At 65.3% G+C, this 16,521-nt stretch carries 14 protein-coding genes, 1 tRNA gene and 2 pseudogenes; 9 read left to right on the forward strand and 8 right to left on the reverse strand.

All coding sequences use genetic code 11. From position 1 onward, the window contains the following. The first annotated feature begins 85 nt into the window (after positions 1-85). The 3 genes and pseudogenes from Q2K20_RS05555 to Q2K20_RS05565 all read left to right on the forward strand — a co-directional run. Positions 86-319 carry a heavy-metal-associated domain-containing protein gene (locus Q2K20_RS05555; protein WP_235027278.1) on the forward strand — a complete coding sequence of 78 codons (234 nt, stop codon included), beginning with the start codon at positions 86-88 and terminating at the stop codon, positions 317-319. A 264-nt stretch (positions 320-583) separates the two neighbouring features. Then, positions 584-772: pseudogene (locus Q2K20_RS05560) on the forward strand (response regulator); the annotation flags it as partial. Next, a pseudogene (locus tag Q2K20_RS05565) lies at positions 765-1,688 on the forward strand (sensor histidine kinase); the annotation flags it as partial. The pseudogenes Q2K20_RS05560 and Q2K20_RS05565, both read left to right, overlap by 8 nt. Before the next feature lie 42 nt (positions 1,689-1,730). Here Q2K20_RS05565 and Q2K20_RS05570 read toward each other — a convergent pair. Then, positions 1,731-1,997, reverse strand: a complete 267-nt coding sequence (locus tag Q2K20_RS05570) for a hypothetical protein (RefSeq protein ID WP_067715495.1) — start codon at positions 1,995-1,997, stop codon at positions 1,731-1,733. 250 nt (positions 1,998-2,247) lie between these two features. Then, positions 2,248-2,583: a histone-like nucleoid-structuring protein Lsr2 gene (locus tag Q2K20_RS05575; protein ID WP_182642448.1), complete on the reverse strand. Its 336-nt coding sequence runs from the start codon at positions 2,581-2,583 to the stop codon at positions 2,248-2,250. Between the two features lie 1,125 nt (positions 2,584-3,708). Between Q2K20_RS05575 and Q2K20_RS05580 the strand changes: the two genes are divergently transcribed. Beyond that, entirely contained in the window at positions 3,709-3,969 is a 261-nt protein-coding gene (locus tag Q2K20_RS05580; RefSeq protein ID WP_182654034.1) for a helix-turn-helix domain-containing protein, read from the forward strand. Between the two features lie 242 nt (positions 3,970-4,211). On the opposite strand, the gene Q2K20_RS05585 is transcribed toward Q2K20_RS05580, so the two are convergent. The 6 genes from Q2K20_RS05585 to Q2K20_RS05610 form a co-directional block, all read right to left on the reverse strand. Beyond that, positions 4,212-4,571, reverse strand: coding sequence for a hypothetical protein (locus tag Q2K20_RS05585; protein ID WP_132064158.1), 360 nt, complete (start codon positions 4,569-4,571; stop codon positions 4,212-4,214). After that, complete coding sequence (locus Q2K20_RS05590) at positions 4,568-6,532, reverse strand: hypothetical protein (RefSeq protein ID WP_132064157.1); 1,965 nt, start codon at positions 6,530-6,532, stop codon at positions 4,568-4,570. The genes Q2K20_RS05585 and Q2K20_RS05590 overlap by 4 nt, the downstream gene beginning before the upstream one ends. Next, complete coding sequence (locus tag Q2K20_RS05595) at positions 6,529-8,166, reverse strand: hypothetical protein (protein WP_132064156.1); 1,638 nt, start codon at positions 8,164-8,166, stop codon at positions 6,529-6,531. Before Q2K20_RS05595 ends, Q2K20_RS05590 begins: the two co-directional genes overlap by 4 nt. Positions 8,167-8,273: 107 nt before the next feature. Further along, entirely contained in the window at positions 8,274-9,782 is a 1,509-nt protein-coding gene (locus Q2K20_RS05600) for a tyrosine-type recombinase/integrase (protein ID WP_154828146.1), read from the reverse strand. 38 nt (positions 9,783-9,820) lie between these two features. After that, positions 9,821-11,449: a DEAD/DEAH box helicase family protein gene (locus Q2K20_RS05605; RefSeq protein WP_317176720.1), complete on the reverse strand. Its 1,629-nt coding sequence runs from the start codon at positions 11,447-11,449 to the stop codon at positions 9,821-9,823. Between the two features lie 394 nt (positions 11,450-11,843). Beyond that, the gene (locus Q2K20_RS05610; protein WP_154828144.1) at positions 11,844-12,104 is read right to left on the reverse strand and encodes a ribbon-helix-helix protein, CopG family; all 261 of its coding nucleotides are present in this window, start codon (positions 12,102-12,104) and stop codon (positions 11,844-11,846) included. Positions 12,105-12,425: 321 nt separating this feature from the next. On the opposite strand from Q2K20_RS05610, the gene eno reads away from it, so the two are divergent. From eno to Q2K20_RS05635, 5 genes are all read left to right on the forward strand, one after another. Then, positions 12,426-13,703: a phosphopyruvate hydratase gene (gene eno, locus Q2K20_RS05615; protein ID WP_317176721.1), complete on the forward strand. Its 1,278-nt coding sequence runs from the start codon at positions 12,426-12,428 to the stop codon at positions 13,701-13,703. Between the two features lie 63 nt (positions 13,704-13,766). Then, positions 13,767-14,672 (forward strand): septum formation initiator family protein, encoded by a 906-nt coding sequence (locus Q2K20_RS05620; RefSeq protein ID WP_317176722.1) that lies wholly within the window; start codon positions 13,767-13,769, stop codon positions 14,670-14,672. After that, the gene (locus tag Q2K20_RS05625; protein ID WP_317176723.1) at positions 14,669-15,220 is read left to right on the forward strand and encodes a DUF501 domain-containing protein; all 552 of its coding nucleotides are present in this window, start codon (positions 14,669-14,671) and stop codon (positions 15,218-15,220) included. Before Q2K20_RS05620 ends, Q2K20_RS05625 begins: the two co-directional genes overlap by 4 nt. Beyond that, a complete protein-coding gene (locus tag Q2K20_RS05630; protein WP_317176724.1) occupies positions 15,217-16,221 on the forward strand; it encodes a Ppx/GppA phosphatase family protein in 1,005 nt (334 codons plus the stop codon). Before Q2K20_RS05625 ends, Q2K20_RS05630 begins: the two co-directional genes overlap by 4 nt. A 53-nt stretch (positions 16,222-16,274) precedes the next feature. Then, positions 16,275-16,348, forward strand: a tRNA-Leu gene (locus Q2K20_RS05635). Positions 16,349-16,521 lie beyond the last annotated feature (173 nt).

Below are 16,521 nucleotides of genomic sequence, written 5' to 3' on the forward strand. Positions count from 1 at the left end.
GTATATGATTCTGGTGTGGGATCGCCCCACGGCGTTCGGCGAAAGGATTAAGACGATGACGGCCACCACATACCAAGTTCAGGGGATGACCTGCGGGCATTGCGTTTCATCCGTGAAAGCCGCTGTTGGTGCATTGCCCGGCGTGATCGGCGTCGAAGTCAACTTGCAGGCAGGAAGTATGACAACGACCGGAACCGCGACTACCCAGGCCGTATCCCAAGCCGTGGCCGACGCCGGATACGCGATAGTCTCCGCAGATCAGACGGTCGGTGTCTCCTTGCCCATGGCGAGTGGAACGGGTGGCTGCTGCTGCAGCTGACGGTTGGCCCATTTCGGCCCGATGACGCGATGAACCACGTTCTCGAGCGAACACAGCATTGGCCGGGTGGGCACCCTCGCTCACCCGGCGCTCGACTTCCAGCCGCAAGTCATTGAGAGATGTCCGGGTCGGCATGTGGCCCGCGCGCGTGTGGCCCATATGGTGGCGCCGAGGATGATGGGGGACATGAACTCTTCTGCCCGTGCGCTCGGAACGACAGAAGTCGCCGCACCGACGCCACGTCCGGCCACGGGCTTGCGGGCGATGGTTGTCGAGGACGAGCAGTCTTTGGCCGATGTCGTGGCCACCTACCTCGAACGCGAGGGCTTCGAGGTGACGATCTGCGGCGATGGTCTTCAGGCGGTGACACTGGCCCGGCAAATCGACCCAGACGTCATCGTCCTTGACCTTGGCCTGCCCGGGCTGGACGGGGTGGAGGTCTGTCGAAGCATTCACGGCGTCCATCATCGTGGCGTGGGGGTTGGCGGTGACCATCGCAGTGTTACTGGCGCTGCTGGTGAGTTGGTATCTCACCCGGAGAGTTCAACACTCCGTCACCGCCGTGACCTCCTCGACTGCCGAGATCGCCAGTGGACGCTACGACACGCGGGTCGTTAGCCCAGGCCTGGGCCGCGAGTTCGACGATCTCGCCGACAGTGTCAACGAACTCGCCCGACGGCTCGACGCCACCGAGACCACCAGACGCAGAATGCTGGCCGACCTCGGACACGAAATGCGCACACCCCTTGCCACACTCGACTCCTACCTCGAAGCCATCGACGACGGCATCCACACCTTCGACGACGACGTCCGAACCATTCTGTGGTCGGCTACTCGGCGGCTGGAGAGACTCGCCGCGGACATCGTCGACGTCTCCCGCGCGGAAGAACACCTCACCCGCCTTCGCCCCAGTCCGACCACTACTCGGACGCTGGTCACCCGTGCGGTCGACGCCGTCCGAGAACGATACGAGAACAAGGGAGTCCAGCTACACACCCACGTCGACGACGCACCGGTGACGGTGGACACCGACCGCATCGGACAAGTGCTGGGCAATCTCCTGGACAACGCACTTCGCCACACCCCCGCCGGCGGCACCGTCACCGTCATCAGCGGGCAGGTAGGGCGCCGCCACGTCGAGATCACCGTGTCGGACTCCGGCGAAGGAATCGCCCCACACCACCTCGACCACCTCTTTGACCGCTTCTACCGAGCCGACACCTCACGCGGCCGCCACAGCGGCGGCAGCGGTATCGGCCTGACCATCACTCGCGCACTCGTCGAAGCCCACGGAGGGCACATTCGAGCGCACAGCGACGGGCCCGGCCAAGGTGCGAGCTTTACTGTCGAAATTCCAAAGCCGGACTAAAGACGACTCAGGTGGCCGCCGGGCCGAGGGGGTCAGGGGCGGTCATGCCAGTACGCCTGAGAATCCGTCGGTGGCGTCGAGGTAGCCGACATCGCGCAAGGCCGCCTCGAGAACCCGGACATACGGAAGATGCAGTTCGGTAGCCATGCCATCGAGAGTCGCTCGGGCCGGCAGGCCGCGCAGACCGCGGGTGCGCCACAAGTACAGATTCTGGCGGGTGATCCCGATTCGGCGGGCCAGCTCGGCCTCACTGACGCCGTAGGTGTGCTTGTGAGCATCAATGAGCTCGACCAGGCGAGAGGTCTCCATAGTCCCGAGTATTCGCCTGCGCTGAGTATGTCGTCAAGTAGTAGTGGACGCTCTCGACAAGTACTACTTTACATAACGTCTGGTTACCGGTGTCGTCCCGCCGCCAGTCGGAGAGGGCGCCCGCTGGCTCGACCTCGTCAATGTGTCAGCGCGATTCTGTGGCTGGGACGAGCTGGACTGGAGCCTGCGAGTGGAAACAAAGGGTCCTGCCTCGACTTGAGGCAGGGCCCTTCCTTTTTCTTCGGCTAGTTCAGTGAGCGGCGTCGTACGCCTCGACGATGTCGGCGGGGATACGTCCACGGTCAGAGACCGTGTGCCCATTGGCGTTCGCCCACTCGCGGATCGCTTTGGTGTCGGTGCGCCCGCCCGAGGTGCGGGCGATCTGCTTCTTCTTGTCGCCCTTCACTCTGGTCGCCGCTGACCGGAACGGTTCGATCGCATCATCGAACAGAGCGGCGTTTTCGGCGCTCAGATCGATGCTGTAGTCCTTGCCGCGGTAGCTGAACTTAATCGACACGGCCTCGTCTCGGTCTAGTTCCTTACCGTCGAAGTCGTCGATGAAGACTGCGGAATATACGACTGCCATTGTTCTCCCAAAGATTGTCAAGGTGCGGGACTAAGTATCCACACTTGACGATCTTGGTCAATTTTTCAGCAAGCTAGGAGTGGCAATAAAAACAGCTTCCCCAGTATGGCCAGTGGGCTATCTCACAGCTTGGCGATATCTGGGGTTGTTCCGCACGTCCTCGGTCGGCTTAGTGCTGCTGAACGGTTTTTTGCGGACGGTCGGCAGCAGCGTTGTCATCAGACCACTTAGAGCGTGCCGGCAACCGGAAACTCACCACATGCCGGTTATGGTTCCCAGCATCTCTTCCCAATGCCGCAGCGGCAGCAAGTGGCCCTCGTCCCGGTAGAGTTATTTCGACAAGCGGGGTTCCGGCGTGTGTTTGTCGCTGGGTCATGATTCCTGCCGGGCTCGGTGCAGTGTCGCGTACATAGCCAGCACGTTATTGACGCGAGGCATCGTAGTCGAGATCCGACCACGCATACGGCAGGGGTGGAGGTCGTTTAGAGGGGATTGCAACCTCAGACACTGAGATGAGGTTCGGCGCCGCACCAGACGGCGTTCGTATCGTGTGGTGGCCGACTCCGATCAGTTCGGTGCGCCGTTGTGCGACTGCATGTCCCACCAAGGTGAGGCGATCTCCGAATGATGAGACCTCAGCGCGGACCACTGCCCCATGTCTGACGGTGGCCGGCGAGCAGTTTGTGCTCGCAACATCAATTAAGTCCGCCCGTTCAGCCCAGATATTTAGCACGCGGCTATTAGGGGACTTGCCCCCGGTCGTGATAAAAGCCAGTCCCACTCTCAGCTCATTTGTCACGGCAGAGCGGTGAATTGGGCCGAACACACTGTAAACACCAAATATCGGGCTACGGAATTGAACTGTCCATTGCTCGCCCTTCGAGTGCGCCTCGATCAAGCTCAACATCTGGTGGACCGGGCGCCGCTTCGGCGGCCGGAGCGCGGGTAGCGGGAGTGGCGAGTGCACCAAGGACCTCGAGACGATCGTAGCGAAACCGGACACTAGTGTCCTATAGTATCGCTGAGGGGCCCTCGGGTGCCAGAAAGGGTCGTGCCGGTCGCTCGACACGGTCGATCGACGGCGATAATGGGCCTGTGCCTATCTCGGATCACAAGTTTTCGCCCATGGAGCTGCGGGAGAGGGAAGTCGTGCGCCGAGCCATCGGAACGGTCGTAGCCCGGTTGCGGAAGGCGGCCGCGCTCTCTCAGGTCGAAGTTGCCGAACAGGCGAACATGAGCGAGAGAGAGCTTCGACGGATTGAAAAGGGAGTCGGCGGAACCCCGCTGGATCGTCTATGGCCTCTAGCCCGTGCGATAAATTCAACGCCAGAAGAAATCGTGCTTGAAGCGCAGAAGCTCATAAGCGCCGACCCAGAACTCGGCTGAGAATACTAATGGGCCAGCCGCGACTCGTTTGATAGGCCGACCCAGTGGCGAGATTTGGCATGGCTGTAGAGATTGACGATCGTGGTCTGCACCCACCAACAACTTTCAGCTAGAACAGTCAGTACCACTGACGGCTAGGCTGTTCACTCCGTCGCGGCCTCCGGCAGGTTGCAGGGCGAAATCCTTGGGCTGATTGTTCGACACGCGCTGGTAAATAATTGGTTGACCAGCCTGCGTGGTGCTCAGGGTGGCGGCACCGATGTGAGACTTGGCGAGGGACGGTAGGTGAGGGCCGCGAGCGTCACTTGCGCGGCCAGCACCTCGTTGAGGGCTTTGAGTTCTTGAACTTCGGCCGTGAGAGACTCCACCTTTTCCGTATTGTCATTTCGGGTTCGGTCTCTATTTGCAGATTGATAAATTTCGATGAGTTCTTTTAGGTCGAGGTGTTTGTGGGTAAGCGCCGTTCGTGCGAGACCAGCTTCCTGGGCTATCGCTTTGACTGATAGCCGTCCCGAACTACTTTCGGATTCACCTTTCAGGGTCCGAATGAGCGCGGCAATGAGTTTGTCGCGTTCTTCTGCATCATCACCGCGTCGGGTCATGAATTGTTCTCTCCTTGTTCGTGTCGGGTGATTTCCTTGGTAAGTTCGTCCGCGATTTGCTGGTTGCGCGCTGCCAGCGGGGCGGGTAAGTAGTCGATTTCAGCGAGTAGTTGGTCGCGTTGCCGCGTCTTCTCTTGGAAGTGGCGGTCGAGCAGGGCGATGTTGGGGCAGCCGCGTTGGCAGTTGGTGAGGTCTGGTGTCCCCGAGTCGCGGTTGGTAGTTCGGGTGGGGTGGCAGAGGGCGGTGGCGGCAACGTACGAGCAGACGTTGTGGGCGTGCCCGTTGTCGTGAATGAGAGTGAGTCCGGATCGTTTGAAACGCTCGAGTGCTGCTTCGGTTTTGACCTCGCCGGCGAACTCGGCAGCAAAGGCGGTGACGCCATCACGGACGCGATTCGCGGCCGGGCCGCTAATGGCAGATCCGCCTTCGAGTTCTTCGGCGAGTAGCGTGAGGTCGTCCCAGGAGCCGAGGAGGGCGTCTAACTCCACTACATCGGGGAAGCCGGACTCCTCGCGCCCCGCGTAGCCGAGGGAGACGACGCTTTTGACGTGCCCGTACTGGATGCCGAGCGCAATCTCACCGCCGGGCTGGTTGGCGATGTGGTAGGCGAGCGTGCGTCGGAAGCGGGTGGTTCCGATAAGCAGGCGAGCGGCGTCACCGGATTGGTTCTCGGAGAGGATGCTGGTCGGCCCGGAGATTGGAACGACCGGGTCTCCGTTCTGGGTAGCGTGGGCGTTCCAGAGCGTGATGAAGCTGCCGAGACTAATACCTATGGAGGACGTGGTGGCTACTTCGCCTTGCCGCTGTTGGCCTTCTCGTGGGCGGCGGTTCCAGGCGAACAAATATGGGGTGTCTGGTCTCGCGAGCTGTTCGAGCGCCTCAATCGCGCGGGCGGCGGGCTCGATGGTCACCCACGGCTGGTCGCGTTGAGCACCTTGACTGAGTTGATCACCGTACTCGTCGCGGAGGCCCTTGAACTCGCGGCCGACGATTGTGTACTCAGCTGCGGCGCTGGCATTGCTGGTGACTGGGTTGTAGCGGAGGCAGCCGCGTTGAAGGTGCAGGACCTCTTGGGGGCGCATGCCGGTGAAGTAGGAGATGAGCACGAACGCTGCCGACCGCACGCTGCCTGCGTCGTAGGACTGGAGCCAGTTGGTGGCGTCCTTCCATTGTCGGGCGTTCTCGGCGGAGAGACGGCCCGGTGGGAGCGTGATCCCTTGCGCCGTGAACCATGTTTCAGCGGTCTTCTTAATGCCGCGACGCCCGACGGTGAGTGTGCCGTCGAGATAGCCGCTGATGACGGTGTGGGCGGCAACGATGAGCGCACTGATCGCCTCAGGGTGGAACGGTTCGGTTTTGTTCTCGTACTCGACTGGGGCAGGACCGAGCCACCGGCTATATTTCGCCGAGAACCATGAGGGTGCGGTGAACGCGTAAGGCGAGGGCAGGTCGACATTGTGGGCCCACAGTCGCCCTAGGTGGACTAGTTGCGCAACCTTGTATGAATAGGCGCAATCCTCGCGTGCACCCACGTGCTCGCCGTACTGGGTCCAGTCGTCGGTGGTGAGGTCTGCGATGCTACTGAGTCCGTGTGCGTCGATCCAGTCCAGCAACAACTTCATGGCGTGGAACATATGGAGGGCGGTCCCGGCGGATGGGAACCGAGACTTCATAGACGTGGTTCGACGCTGAGTTTCCGTATTGAGGACGTTGTAGAGGTAAACCTTCGCCGCTTCGCGATGACGGGGCCGAATGGCAGCGAAGTTGATGTTCAATGTGATCTGGTTCTCGGAGAGCGAGAGGTAGTGGAGCGGCCACACGTCGTCGCCGAAGACTGGCTCCGGTGCTGCTTCGGGAGTCCGGTGGTGACGGTTGGCGAAGAGTGGACTGGTCAGCAGCGGGACGACCGGCGTGAGCCCGACCGTCCGAGTCGCAGCAGTGTTGACGGCGGGGTTGGTCATGTGTCCCAAGTCCTATTCATCAGTCGATTGACCTGGTCCCGGTCAGTATCGGTGACATCAGCGCGGGCAGCGAGGAGGTCGCTGTTCGAGAAGTGCCGATTGGGGACTAGCAGCGAGGCGATGCGGGCATGATGAGCCGCGAATCGCGAGTCCCAGAGGTGTGCTGGCGTGACAGCGCGCAATCCCTCCAGGTGGTCGTGGAGGGCGACGACTCGAGGGAGGTGTCGCTTAAGGACCACCGCGTTCGTACACGCGAAACAAGTCAGGAAGGACGCGCGGCACGGCTCATGAGTGTCGGGAGCATGCTCGTGGTCAACGCAGGCCGAGGCCACTGTGTCGCGCGCACCTGAGTTCACGTCCTCAAGCACGCCGCGGAAATCCGTAGGGAGGTCGTCGACCGTCGCCGCACCGTTCACGACTCGCGCCTGCACGGCGTGGAAATGGTCTTGAAGAACAGTGGCGATGACTGGCTGCACGGCCTTCTTCACCGTCGGATCGTTGAGGTTGTAGTCGATGTTGGTGTTGAGGCTATGACCTTGCGGATGAACTTGTGTGGCGAAGTAGGATCGCAACCTGATAGGAGTTGCAAAGTCCAGTTCGGGGTGTTCACCGCGCCAGGCCCTGAGGTATCTCGCTATCGTGTGGGTATTCGCGTCTACCAGCACGGTGAGCGGGACTGGTCGCGCGTTCCTACCGATCGCATTTACTTGGCCCGAGAGGGACACGAGCACCGCGTCAGTGGGGTAGCCCACCTCTTGTAGCGTGCGCCGCGCCCCGTCGGTGAGTTCGAGAATCATCTGAATCAGGCGGGCTTTGGATCGAGGGCCGTTGTCGGTGTAGGTCTCAGTCCACTCGCTGACGACGCCCCGTCGCGGTTTGGTGAGCCTGACGCGAAGATGGAGCGGTTCACTGCCGTCACGGGCGTCCACTCGGTTGACGTCGCTCACGCCGAGAGTGAGGGCGGTGCCGAGGTTCCAGCCGCAGGTGATGATCAATGCGAGGAGCGCGGCAGCGACTTCGGCGGGAGTCGGGTAGAGGTTCTCCCACAGCGGAAAGAGCGTTCGGTTATTGGTTCTCGAGTTCGGGTAAAGCCTGCGGTACACGCTCGGTGGCACGCGCCGCTTACTCGGGCTCCCGGGGCTGCGGTCTGCTACATCGCCGGTGCGGGCCACCTCGTCGAGGAACTGGGCGTACTCGTAGTCGGGATGGCGGTCGTCATACTCGCCACGCTGATAGGCGTCGACGACGTCCCAGCCATGCTTCACACGGGTGAGGGCATCACGCACGTTGTTGACACAGGTGAGTCGTAGCAACTCGATTTCCTCATCGGTCAACGCGTCGTCAGAGGCCTGCGGTTCCGGTCGCGGCGCAGTCGTCGATTCAATGACGTGTGCGCACTCCGCGCTGATGCCGGGAAGTGTGGGCAGGATGACTCGAAGAATGCGGTGCCGTCTGTAGCGAGTGTAATTGGTCCACAACATCAACCGTTCGCGGTACATCACCCCAGTCAGGTCACTGGCATTGACGACGCCGAGGTCGGAGAAGAACGCCCGGACTGCCGTCAGAGCTCTACCCGTCGTCGCTTTCGTGCCCCATGACCCCGAAGGCCCAGCCATGTCGATGAATCGTTCCATGAGTGCTTTTCGCAGGTTTGGTCCGACGTCAACAGATGTGAAATCGAGCTCGTAGGGCCGTCCGCGTGACGGGGTCACCCGGAGGCCGTCATTGACTGCTTCGCATCTCATGCGTCTGCCACCCGGTCGTCTAGGGCAGCGACCTGCGAGAGCGTGTGGTCGAGGGACAGCGGAGCACCCTCAGCGGCCCGCATGAACCACTCCCACTCCAGGGCCAGAACGGGTGCCAAATAGTAATTCCGAGTGGTCTCGACACTCCGGTGCCCCAGCAGTGTCTGGACTCGCAGCCAGATGTTTTGGCTGCGCACCATCGAGTCGAACGCGCCGGGCGTTAGTGCACCACGCTGGCACATTTCCATGTGTGCGGCGAGCGCAAACACATACAGCGCGAACGAGTGGCGAAGCATATGTGGATGAACCCGAATCGTTGTGTCATCGAGGACCGCGAGACCGGCCCCCCACGCGCCGCGAGAACCCGCCGTTCGGGCGGAAGCAGACTTGAAGACGGTGTTCCAGTTGGAGACGCCGACAGGCTTCCCGCCCGTCCCGAGCCACACCATGAGAGGACGCCGACGCCCCTCCTCATCCAGTGCGTACATGCGTGTGCGCTGGGCGAGCGTGAGGTCGTCCAGCCGCCACCAACGCTCTTCACCAGCCCTTGCGGGTCGGCTCACCAGGACCTTGGTCGGAATCCCTCCGCGGCGGGAAATCTCTTTCAGGATCAGCGGGTCCGCGTCCTGCTCGTAGATGCCAGACCGAAGGCCGAACGCCACCTCGACCTCACGCGCCCCGGTGACATATGACGTGATCGACTGGTGCGTCGCGCGGTCCAAGTACATCATCCGGCCCCGCGACGGGCTCCCTTTCGACAGCGAAGCTGGCACCCGCCCAGAGACCAGTCGCGTGCTGAAATCAGCGCTGGGAATCTCAAACGTCAGCAGCCCAGCACCTTCAGTTCGTCGCAGGCCAGTGTGGTAAAGCAAGTCCGCGTACGCGGTGTTCCTCTCACGCATCATCAACGATTCGCCGCGAGCTGATCCAATCCCCAGCAGGCCCTCGGACCGCCAGCGGTCGTACGCCCGGCGGGTCAGCCAGTTGACGTCCGCTGACAACTGTCCTTTGGTGGCATTGATCCGTCCCGACGGCACTGGATTGCCGGAGATAATTCCCAGACCCACAGCCACGTCGTAAAGCGAGCGAATGGCGACCAGGTTGCGAGCTAGCGTTGATGCAGATACCGGCTCCGCCGGAATATCTCGCAGATCATCATCGCCCGAGGCACCAAAGCGACGCCGGTCCATGAAATCGTTAATCTCAGCGCGGCGCACCGCAAGCCAGTCATTCCCCGGACCAAGCCATCTGAAAAAGAGCGCCACATCTGACGCATAAGCGGAAGCTGTATTGACGGAGTGATACCTCCGCGCCCACTCGGCAACCGCAGGATGAATATTCCCGTTGGCAGTCACCGGAATATAGAGGGGAGCCTTCCGGCGAAGAATCCCAGCCGCCTGGCTCATTGTGGATTCCAGCCACGCAGGCCGGTCAACCATGTCCGACAGCACGCTCAGACGAACGGTCTTCACCTGCGCGAGGTTCATGGGTTGCGAGACGGTCATGTCAGCCAGCGTAGAGCGCACCCAACAGTCGCCGGTTACTATATAAGGAGTGACCAGGCGCAGACCTGATGGTTCCGGTGTGCGCGGCCCATCGTCTGCTCGGCCAGCAACCCCGAGTATCGGGCCTGGTGGAAGAAGCCCCTGCGCGGGGTGGCCGTGGCGAACGAGCCGTCGGCGAACTGCTCCCGGGCCTGCAGGTTGATCGCGGTGGGGGTGTTGAACACCACCACCGGCGTCTCGCCCCGCTGGAACCGCATCCGCTCGGACTCGGCCTGCGGGTTCGAGCCGTAGATCCGTGCGACCGGGATCCCGTCGGCCTCGAGCATCTCGGCCACCGGGTGCGCGGCCGTGGACACCATCTCGGTGGCGATCAGCACTTGGTAGCCGCGCTCGAGTTCGGCCTTGGCCGCCGCGACCGTGTGCTCGACCCGGATCATCGACGCCTTCTGACGCAGCCTCACCAGTGCGGCCAGCCCGCGGGCGACGTTGTTGCCCGTCCGGGCCAGCTGCATCTCGCGTTGGAAGTCGCCCCACTCAAGCTCGTAGGCACGCCACTGGTCCGGGGTCAGCTCCACCAGGTCCACGTCGAAGGGCGGCGGCCCCCACGGCGCAGACCGGGTGAGCATCAGCGGCGGATCGTGCCGCAGCAGCATGTCGCGTACGTCGCTGATGGCGGCCTGCTGGGTCGGGAGCGACTCCTTGGCCTCCGCGCTCCACGTCCACTTGCCGTACGAGGTCTCCAGGGGCACGCCCCGCTCGGCCAGGGCCCCACCGAAGTCAGCCCACCGGGCTGGTGGATCGCCGTGCACCTGCGCGTACAGCGACGACAGGTAGCCCCACTCGCCCGGGTGATGCCCCGGGGTGGCGGTGATCGTCAGCACGAACGGGGCCTTCTCGGGCGGTCCGTCCATGCGGGTCAGTCGACGCATGTAGCTGGTCCGCTTGCTGGCGTGCCGGAACTGGTGGGCCTCGTCGATCACCGCGACGTCGACCTTGAGCCGCGGCCGCCCGTTCCGGGCCATGAGTTTGCCGAGGCTGTCGGAGGACATGATGATCCACCGCAGATCGTCGTCGCCCAGTGCCGCGATGGTGCGCCGCCACGACGGGATGGTGATGCGCGCCGGCCGGTCCACCGTCACCAGGATCGTGCGGGCACCGCGCGTTGCGGCGATGGCCTTCGCCGCGGCCACCGCCACCAGCGTCTTGCCGGTGCCCACATCGTTGGCCAGGTGGACCTGCCGGAACTGTCGCTCGGCGGCGGCGACTATCGCGTCCACGTCCGCGCGTTGCTCCGGCCGAAGCGACATCGACGCGGCGGTCGCGCCCGGGCCCTCGCTGCCGTTGAGTTCGTCCTCGAGCCACCGCAGGTAGGAGTACGGCTTGCTGGCGTAGGCCTCAAGTGCGCTCGGCAGGGTGGTGCCGACGAAGGCGTGCGCGGTGAGCGACTTGTAGTAGGTCACCCCAGCCGGCATCCCGCCGCCGAGCCCTCCCCACGGGAGCTCCAGCAGCCACACCCGCTGACCGGCCGGGATCGACGGAACCGCCGGCGCCGCGCTGGGCCTCTTGGCCGGCTTCGCCCGGGGGGAGGTGGGCTTGCTCCTGGTCGTGGCCTTGCGCGAGCTCGTCTTGCGCTTGGTGGTTGCCTTGCGCGCGGACCGGGCCGCCATCAGATGCCGCCCCGGTTGCGGGCGGTGATGAGGGCGGGTGAGTCCACTGAGTCCTCCTGGGTGGTCCTGGCGGGGTCGGGCTCACTCTAGGGGCCGGGTACGTCACCGACGGCGTCCGATGGTGGGCATCCCGCCGGGCCGCCGGGCCGCCGGGCCGCCGGGCCGCCGGGCCGCCGGACCGCCGGACCGCCGAGCCGCCGGGGCGAGCGTGGGGAGCCGGCGTGAGTCCGCGTGGCGTGGACGGCGCTTGGGTCCGATGACGACGACGACAACCCGCCGCGGCCGGAACTCTGGCCGGGGCCCGTTGGTATCCGGGCACAACCAGCACCCCAACAACTAGTCGATCAAGTCGAGATAGGTTCGGCGCGCTTTCATTGCGCGGATCGACGAATGGTCATGAGGCGGCGGCCCACTCTGCGAGGGCCCTTCGGATCGCCTCTGATCGATTGAGGTGCTCCCGATCCGCTCGGGCCATCACCGCCTTGAGTTCGGCTTCTGTCAATCGGACCGGAACTACTTGGGCCGCGTGTTCTGCTCGGGCCGGGCGACCCTTCCGCTTCTTCAGCCAGGCGGGGTCGTACCCCTCCTCGGCCTCGGCAACCCAGGCGTCGAGCTGTTCCTCCGAGACGGGCTTGCCCTGAATCTTCCGCTCCATAGGCAGTATCGTAATACGAATCAACCGGTGCTGGAAGGCGGCAGTTCGCGGTCCGGCCGCGGGTCGGGCGGGCGCTGCTGCGACCTGAGTGCAGGTACGCGCGGAATGGACCAGACCGGGCGCACCTCCGGGCCGGCGGCGTACATAGGGGACTCACCACCCGGGAGGGGCGAAGGCCGGCCAGGCGGGGGCTGGGTGAGCGCCCCCGGCCCAGCCTCGTCCCGCCCTCTGGACCGACGTGGAACAATGGCCAACGGACTGCGCCCGCCTAGCGGCGCCGGCCACGCACACGAACCCACGAACTTCCCCCAAGGAGCACAGATGGCGCTTATCGAGCAGGTCGGAGCCCGGGAGATCCTCGATTCGCGAGGCAACCCCACCGTCGAGGTGGAGGTGCTTCTGGACGACGGCTCGTTCGGCCGCGCCGCCGTGCCGTCCGGCGCGTCGACGGGCGCCCACGAGGCCGTGGAGCTGCGCGATGAGGACGAGCGCTACATGGGCAAGGGCGTCACCAAGGCCGTCGAGGCCGTGCTGGACGTCCTCGCCCCCGCGGTGATCGGCATCCCCGCCGAGGATCAGCGCGTCGTGGACGAGGCCCTCCTCGACGCCGACGGCACCCCCAATAAGTCGACCGTCGGCGCCAACGCCGTCCTCGGCGTCTCGCTGGCCGTGGCCCGCGCCGCCGCCGAGTCCTCGGGCCTCGAGCTCTACCGCTTCATCGGTGGCGCCAACGCCCACGTGCTGCCGGTGCCGATGATGAACATCCTCAACGGTGGCGCCCACGCCGACTCGGGCGTCGACGTCCAGGAGTTCATGATCGCCCCCATCGGCGCGCCCACGTTCCGTGAGGCCCTGCGCATGGGTACCGAGGTGTACCACCACCTCAAGACCGTCATCAAGGACCGCGGGCTGTCCACCGGCCTGGGCGACGAGGGCGGATTCGCTCCCTCCGTCGAGTCCACCACCGCCGCGCTCGACCTCATCGCCGAGGCCATCGAGAAGGCCGGCTACTCGCTCGGCACCGACGTCGCGCTCGCGCTGGACGTCGCCGCCACCGAGTTCTACAAGGACGGCAAGTACCACTTCGAGGGCAAGCAGCTCTCCGCCGCCGAGATGGCCGACGTCTACGCCGAGCTCGTGGGCAAGTACGCGCTGGTCTCCATCGAGGACCCGCTCGACGAGGACGACTGGGACGGCTGGAAGACGCTGACCGACATGATCGGCGACAAGGTCCAGCTGGTCGGCGACGACCTGTTCGTCACCAACCCGCAGCGCCTGGCCGAGGGCATCGAGAAGGGCCTGGCCAACGCCCTGCTGGTCAAGGTCAACCAGATCGGCACCCTCACCGAGACGCTGGACGCCGTGGACCTGGCCCACCGCAACCGCTACGCCTCGATGATGTCGCACCGCTCGGGCGAGACCGAGGACACGACCATCGCCGACCTCGCCGTGGCCTGTAACTGTGGCCAGATCAAGACCGGCGCCCCTGCCCGCTCCGAGCGCGTGGCCAAGTACAACCAGCTGCTGCGCATCGAGGAGATGCTCGGCGACGCCGCCCGCTACGCCGGCGCCGAGGCGTTCCCGCGCTTCAACGCCTGACGGCACCAACACCGCCCGTCGGCAGTCCACCGCTGACGGGCACGTAGTCGGAAAGGAAGGCGCATGGCCCGCCCGCCCCGCCCCTCGGACCGCCGGGGAGACGCACGCGATCGTGCGGCGTCCCGGCGGCCCGGGGAGGCGTCGGGTGCCATCCGTCGCCGTGCGAACGGGACGGGCCGCGGGACCGCCGCCGACCGGGGGAGTAGCACCGGCCGCGGCCCGGGTGCTACCGGCCGCGACGGGGTCGACGGGCAGGCCGGGGCCGATCAGCCTGCCGACCCCACCCGCCGCGAACCGACGCGTCGGCGGACGCCGAGCCGCGAACGGGACCGGCCCGTCCCGGCCTCTGCCCGCTCCGGCCGGGTCGGCACCACCGCGCATCCGGAGGCCCACCGCCTCACCACGCGGACGGACCTGTCCGACACCCTGCTGGGCCCGCGGAACTACACCCCGCGGCGGATCGGACTCCTCGCCGTCGTCGCCATCATCCTGCTCGTCACCGTGTCGTTCCCGCTGCGCAATCACTACCAGTTCCTGCGCGACGAGAAGACCGTGGCGCAGGAGCGGGCCGCGCTGGAGGCGACGATCGCCGAGCTCGAGGCCGAGGAGCAGATGCTCTCGGACCCGGCGTACATCGAGCAGCAGGCCCGCATCCGCTTTGGCGCCGTGAAGCCGGGGGAGACCCCGTACCGCGTGTCGATGGTCGACCCGATCGAGCAGGCCGTGGCCGAGCAGAAGGCCGCCGAGCTGGCGGCGCAGCCGTGGCAGACGCGCGTGTGGAACTCCATCGCCGAGCCGGCCGAGCCGATCATGCCGGAGGACTCGGCGGTGCTCGAGGGCACGTCCATCCCCGGCGGCCCCGACACCCCGCCGGTGCCGGTCGTGCCCGGCGTGCCCGGCGCCGATGACCCCGCCGCCCCCATCCCGGGCGGCGTCCAAGATCAATCACAGGAGGACCCCCCAGCGTGAGCGCCGACCAGAGCGTGTCCCAAGCCGACCTCGACGCGATCCAGGCCCAGCTGGGCCGGCCGCCGCGCGGGGTGCTGGAGGTGTCCTACCGCAGCCCCGACGGCCGGCCCGGGGTGGTCAAGACCGCGCCGCGGCTGGAGGACGGCACCCCGTTCCCCACGCTGTATTACCTCACCGATCCGCGGCTCACCGCCGAGGCGAGTCGGCAGGAATCTGCCGGGATCATGAGGGGTATGACGACGAGGTTGGCTAACGATCCCGAGATGGCGGCCAACTATCGGCAGGCGCACGAGCGGTTCCTCGCGCAGCGCAATGAGATCGAGGACCTGGGCACGGACTTCTCCGGGGGCGGCATGCCCGAGCGCGTCAAGTGCCTCCACGTGTTGATGGCGTACGCGCTGGCCGAGGGTCCGGGCGTGGTGTGGCTGGGCGATGAGTCCGTGGCGCTGGCCTGCGAGGCCGGGCTGCGTGGGAACGCTCTTCCCGGTGACTGGCCGACCCCCGAGGAGCTGGGCATCCCCGACTACAAGGACAAGGAGCACGCGTGACCACGTCTGCCGGCATTTCGGCCCCCGGCGCCGTCCGCGTGGGGGCTGTGGACTGCGGCACCAACTCGATCCGCCTGCTGGTCGCCGAGGGCGTCGCCGGCCAGCCCGGGCTGACTGATGTCGTCCGCGAGATGCGGATCATCCGACTCGGCGAGGGCGTCGACGCCACCGGGCGGCTCTCGGAAGGCGCGCTCTCTCGCTGCCGCACCGCGCTGACTGATTACACGGCCACGATGGCTGAGCTCGGCGTGCAGTCGGTGCGCATGGTGGCCACCTCCGCCACCCGCGATGCCCGCAACAAAGACGAGTTCTTCGGAATGACCGCCGAGGTGCTCGGCAAGCACTTCCCGGGCGCGCAGGCGGAGGTGATCTCCGGGCAGACCGAGGCCGAGCTGACCTTCGCTGGCGGGGTGTCGGACCTGCGGGCCGAAGACGGTCCGTTCGTGGTGACCGACCTCGGCGGCGGGTCCACGGAGATCGTGGTGGGCGAGCTCGTCCGCGGCGAGGTGAAGCTGCTCGGGGCCCGCAGCCTCGACGTGGGCTGCGTGCGGCTCACCGAGCGGGTGCTGCACTCGGATCCGCCCACTGAGGCCGAGATCGCCGAGGCCCGTGCGGTGATCGCTGCCGCGCTGGCTGAGGCCGGCGACGTGCCGATGGGACGCGCTGCCCGCTGGGTGGGCGTGGCCGGCACGTTCACCACGCTCTCGGCGTTGGCGCAGGGGTTGGGGGAGTACGACTCGGAGCGGATCCACAGCAGCGTCATCCCGCTGGATCGCATGCGCGCGGTCTGCGACCGACTGGTGGCCTCGACCGTGACTGAGCGCCGCAGTTTGGGGCCGATGCACCCGGGCCGCGCGGACGTGATCGGCGGGGGCTCCATCGTGGTCCAGGCGCTGTGTGATGTGATGGCAGAGCGCGCCGGGTTGTCCGAGCTCACGGTGAGTGAAAAGGACATCCTGGACGGCATCGCGATGTCGGTGCTGACCCGCCTGGCCGGCTAAGTCGGTCCTGGTGCGCTTCGCGCCACCCGGCCCCGCTCCGGCGGGGCCGGCAAGCCCCCATAGCCCAATTGGCAGAGGCAGACGGCTTAAAACCGTTTCAGTGTCGGTTCGAGTCCGACTGGGGGCACTCGGTTATGATTAAGTAGCTTTTCTACTTGGCCGCTCGCCCAGAGGGACGGTCGATTTAACTCTTGGCACACACGAATCGTGCAGCGATCCCTTTGGTCCCCGAACGGTGACAAACGACCTTTTTAGATATCTGCAAGCTGAAAATGTCGTACGTCGCTGCTGTAGTAGAAG

The organism is Dietzia sp. IN118 (assembly GCF_032905965.1).
GTDB lineage: Bacteria > Actinomycetota > Actinomycetes > Mycobacteriales > Mycobacteriaceae > Dietzia > Dietzia kunjamensis.

Excerpts from the sequence above, each read along its gene's own strand:
- Q2K20_RS05555 (WP_235027278.1), top strand. The coding sequence starts at position 86 with ATGACCTGCGGGCATTGCGTTTCATCCGTGAAAGCCGCTGTTGGTGCA.
- Q2K20_RS05570 (WP_067715495.1), bottom strand. The coding sequence starts at position 1,997 with ATGGAGACCTCTCGCCTGGTCGAGCTCATTGATGCTCACAAGCACACC.
- Q2K20_RS05575 (WP_182642448.1), bottom strand. The coding sequence starts at position 2,583 with ATGGCAGTCGTATATTCCGCAGTCTTCATCGACGACTTCGACGGTAAG.
- Q2K20_RS05580 (WP_182654034.1), top strand. The coding sequence starts at position 3,709 with ATGGAGCTGCGGGAGAGGGAAGTCGTGCGCCGAGCCATCGGAACGGTC.
- Q2K20_RS05585 (WP_132064158.1), bottom strand. The coding sequence starts at position 4,571 with ATGACCCGACGCGGTGATGATGCAGAAGAACGCGACAAACTCATTGCC.
- Q2K20_RS05590 (WP_132064157.1), bottom strand. The coding sequence starts at position 6,532 with ATGACCAACCCCGCCGTCAACACTGCTGCGACTCGGACGGTCGGGCTC.
- Q2K20_RS05595 (WP_132064156.1), bottom strand. The coding sequence starts at position 8,166 with ATGGAACGATTCATCGACATGGCTGGGCCTTCGGGGTCATGGGGCACG.
- Q2K20_RS05600 (WP_154828146.1), bottom strand. The coding sequence starts at position 9,782 with ATGACCGTCTCGCAACCCATGAACCTCGCGCAGGTGAAGACCGTTCGT.
- Q2K20_RS05605 (WP_317176720.1), bottom strand. The coding sequence starts at position 11,449 with ATGGCGGCCCGGTCCGCGCGCAAGGCAACCACCAAGCGCAAGACGAGC.
- Q2K20_RS05610 (WP_154828144.1), bottom strand. The coding sequence starts at position 12,104 with ATGGAGCGGAAGATTCAGGGCAAGCCCGTCTCGGAGGAACAGCTCGAC.
- eno (WP_317176721.1), top strand. The coding sequence starts at position 12,426 with ATGGCGCTTATCGAGCAGGTCGGAGCCCGGGAGATCCTCGATTCGCGA.
- Q2K20_RS05620 (WP_317176722.1), top strand. The coding sequence starts at position 13,767 with ATGGCCCGCCCGCCCCGCCCCTCGGACCGCCGGGGAGACGCACGCGAT.